This window comes from Enterovirga sp. (genome assembly GCF_028290205.1).
Taxonomy (GTDB): Bacteria; Pseudomonadota; Alphaproteobacteria; order Rhizobiales; family Beijerinckiaceae; genus Enterovirga.
This window is the reverse complement of record NZ_JAQGKF010000181.1, coordinates 1-3,293: the sequence shown is the minus strand read 5'-3', so window position 1 is coordinate 3,293 and position 3,293 is coordinate 1. Positions and strand designations below refer to the sequence as shown.

At 70.1% G+C, this 3,293-nt stretch carries 4 protein-coding genes; 1 reads left to right on the top strand and 3 read right to left on the bottom strand.

What is annotated here, in order from left to right; genetic code table 11:
* A partial coding sequence (locus tag JWR86_RS12990) for a molybdopterin-binding protein (protein ID WP_299566187.1) occupies positions 1 to 598 on the top strand: 598 nt, incomplete at its 5' end.
* 4 nt (positions 599 to 602) lie between these two features.
* Here the strand turns inward: JWR86_RS12990 and JWR86_RS12985 are convergent.
* Genes JWR86_RS12985 through JWR86_RS12975 form a run of 3 tightly spaced genes read right to left on the bottom strand, consistent with a single transcriptional unit; the run spans position 603 to position 3,129 of the window.
* Positions 603 to 1,490 (bottom strand): MBL fold metallo-hydrolase, encoded by an 888-nt coding sequence (locus JWR86_RS12985; RefSeq protein WP_299566184.1) that lies wholly within the window; start codon positions 1,488 to 1,490, stop codon positions 603 to 605.
* 9 nt (positions 1,491 to 1,499) lie between these two features.
* Positions 1,500 to 2,588, bottom strand: coding sequence for a catalase family protein (locus JWR86_RS12980; protein WP_299566181.1), 1,089 nt, complete (start codon positions 2,586 to 2,588; stop codon positions 1,500 to 1,502).
* Between the two features lies 1 nt (position 2,589).
* Positions 2,590 to 3,129 carry a ferritin-like domain-containing protein gene (locus JWR86_RS12975; protein ID WP_299566178.1) on the bottom strand — a complete coding sequence of 180 codons (540 nt, stop codon included), beginning with the start codon at positions 3,127 to 3,129 and terminating at the stop codon, positions 2,590 to 2,592.
* Between the last annotated feature and the right edge of the window lie 164 nt (positions 3,130 to 3,293).

The window sequence follows — 3,293 nt, the reverse complement described above, 5'->3', positions numbered from 1 at the left end:
CCGGGCCCTGCTCGGCCGGCTCGGGGTGGAGGTGCGCGACCTTGGCGTCCTGCCGGACGAGGTCGAGGTCGTGGCGGGCCAGATCCAGGCGGCTGCCGCCGGCGCCGACCTGGTCCTGACCTCGGGCGGGGTCTCCACCGGCGAGGAGGATCACGTCAAGGCGGCCGTGGAGCGGACGGGCCAGGTCGTGTTCTGGCGCCTCGCGATCAAGCCGGGGCGACCGGTCGCCATGGGTCTCGTCCAGGGCACGGCCTTTGTCGGCCTGCCCGGCAACCCGGTCGCGGCCTACGTGACGCTGCTCTTTCTGGTCCGGCCCCTGCTCGGCCGCCTCGGCGGAGCGCGGCACGAGCCGCCAACGCCTTTTCCTGTGCGGGCGGCCTTCGGCTACCGCAAGAAGGCAGGCCGGCGCGAATATGTGCGGGCCAGCCTGCGGGCCGGAGCCGACGGGCAGATGGAGGCCGTGAAATTCCCCCGTGAGGGGGCCGGCATCCTGACCTCGCTGACCGGCAGCGACGGCCTTGTGGAACTGCCGGAGGCGGCGACCGGGCTCGCCGGCGGCGAGACCGTGCGCTTCTTCCCACACGGCCTCCTCTGGTGAGGGATCAGGGCCGGCGGTACGCCGTTCCGTCCTGGGCGGTCGCCGGCTGGTCGACGTAGCGGCCCCGCTCGGGCACCGCGACCCGGTCGAAATCCCGGGCCAGACGCTCCAGCGCGGCCGTCATCTCCGGTCCCCGCATGGCCCGGCCGTGGCCCGTGACGACGAGGTCCGGGCGAAGCCGGGCCAGCGTCTCGACCGAGTGGCGCGCGGCGTCCCAATCCACCGTGAAGTAACGGGGCGGCCCATGCATCTCGGGCGCCTGGGTGATGGCCGCATAGGCGGATTCCTGCGCCGTGGTCACGAAGGCGTCGCCCACGATCAGCGCGCGGTCGCTCTCGCGCCAGAACGAGACGTGGCCCGGGCAGTGGCCGGGCGTATGCACCCAGCGCCACCCCGGCATCGGCGGCACGCTTCCGCCCGGCGGCAGCGTGCGGAGTCGGGTGCCGACATCCACCGGGCGCGTCGGATAGAGCGGCGACAGGGTCGCCATGAGGCCGCCGCCGACGCTCGGATCTGCCGGCGGGTAGCTGGCGGAGCCATCGAGATAGGGTCGCTCCAACTCGTGGGCCCAGACCGGCACGTCCCATTCCTCGGCCAGGTCCTCCAGCACCCCGACATGGTCGAAATGCCCATGCGTCAGGACGATGTCGGAGGGCCGCGCACCCGCCCCGAACCGCGCCTCCGCGGCGGCCTTGATGGCCGTCTTGGTGCCGAACACACCGGCATCCACCAGCACCCAGCCACGATCGCCTGCACCCGGCCGGCCGACAAACACGAGGTTGGCGATCAGCGTGCGGAGATAGGCGAGATCGGGCGCGATCTCGTGTGCGCCGTCGGGGCCTGCACCGGGATCGGCGCGCGCCTGGTCGCCGAGCGGCACCTGCTGGGTCATCCTGTCCTCCTAGGCCGGTAATTCGTCGATCGAGCGCGGCTCGACACGCGGCCGGCCGTTTTCGCGAAGCCGGGCCGGCCCCAGCGCTTCGTAGACCCGCATCCGGGCCCGCATCACGGAGCCGAGCGGGCGGTGCGCCTCCAGGCTGTGGGCCGGGCAGAACAGGAGCCGCTCATCGACGAATTCGCGGCGGGCCGGCGTGAACGCCTCCTGCGGCATCAGGGTGAGCCGGGCCACCGGCCGGTACGGGCTCTCGTCCTCCGGCCACTCGGCCGACGCGTTCTCGACCGGCATCCTGTCGAGATCCGTGCAGAGCTGAACCCGCACCTCGAAAATGGCCGGATGCCGCCTGAAATAAGTGACCACGGCGGTGCGCAGCCCGTCCTCGTCCTGCGGCTCGAAGGACTGCACCGTGAGATCGCCGCCATCCTTGTTGAGCGGAAAGAAGCCGATCTTGGCGATGTGCTCGCCGTAGCGGAGCGGGCATTGCGTGAAGTAGCTCTCCGTCATCGGATGGTTGAACGGGTGGCCAAAGAAATCGAGATTGGCGCTGTTCAGCCCGACCGCGTTGAGCACGACGTTGCTGGCCCGGGAGGCGGCCGAAACGGCAGCCTTGACACCCTCCGGCATCGGCGTCGCGGCCTCCGTAAGCGTGATGGAGCCCAGGAACACCCCGGCACTCGGCGCGATGAAGGCCTTGCCGGTGTCGAGCACGAAATCCTGCGTGACCTGACCGGCATGGCCCGGCAGCTTGGGGCCCTCGGCGCCGATCACCTTGATGGCCATGCCGCGCGGCGTGGACACCCGGCGGTCGTCCAGGAACTCCCCAGGAACATGCGCCAGGCGCACGATGGCCGGATAGCTGCGCGGCTCGGCGAACAGCCCCTGCCGCAACTCGGGCGGCAGATCCGGCAGCACTTCGAGCGCGCCCTTGAGCAGCCCGTGCGCCTTGGCGTGCGAGGTCCGGACCGAATGCCCATAGCGCTCCCGCGCCATGCGCCCGCCCTTCGCCATCACGTCGATGATCTTGCGGAAGGTTTCCTCTTCTCCCGGTTCGACCGTCTCGACGGAGTCCGAAAAGCGGACGTAGGCGGTCACCTCAGCGGTCCGCTTTGGCGCCGGCAGCAGTGCGGGACACGTACATGCGGGTCAGTTCCCCGGTCATGTCGTGCAGGGCCTGAGCGGTCCTGCGCTCCTCCTCCAGGGTCGTCTTCAGGGCCGCCACATGGCCGCCCCGCTGGCTGAGTTCGGCCAGCGTGATCAGGGACATGTAGGACGCGATCTCGAAGTTCTCGAAGGCGTGGTTGGCGAAGTGGTTCTTCAGGATCTCGTCGCCCATCACCGTGTGGCCGAGCGCCGCCAGGTTGCCGGTCAGCGACGTGGCCAGGTCCTTCAGCGTCGAGTGCTCCTCTCCGAAGGAAGCGAGCATCTCGTCGAGCCGGGCGATCTGCTGCTCGGTTTCGCCGAGATGGCGGCGCAGCAGCTGTTCGACCTGGGGGTAGTTCTCGAGGCGCTCGAGCTGACGGTTGATCAGCTGCGTGGCCTGTTTCTCGAGGGCGTGAGCGTTCTTGAGGCCTTCGATGTAGATTTCGAGGGCCGCGTTGGGTGAACCACTGCTGGTCTGAAGGCTGGCGGACATTGCGCGTCTCCGAGTCACGGTGGAGCAAGCGGAGGGTTTCCCGCTCGCGGTCTCGCGCCGGCGGTCAGCTCGGCGCGGAAAGGCGGGCGCCCCGCTGGGCCGTCTCCCCCCAGGGCCGGAGCGGATCCGGGATGCGGAAATCGCCCGGCGTGCGGAAATCCTTC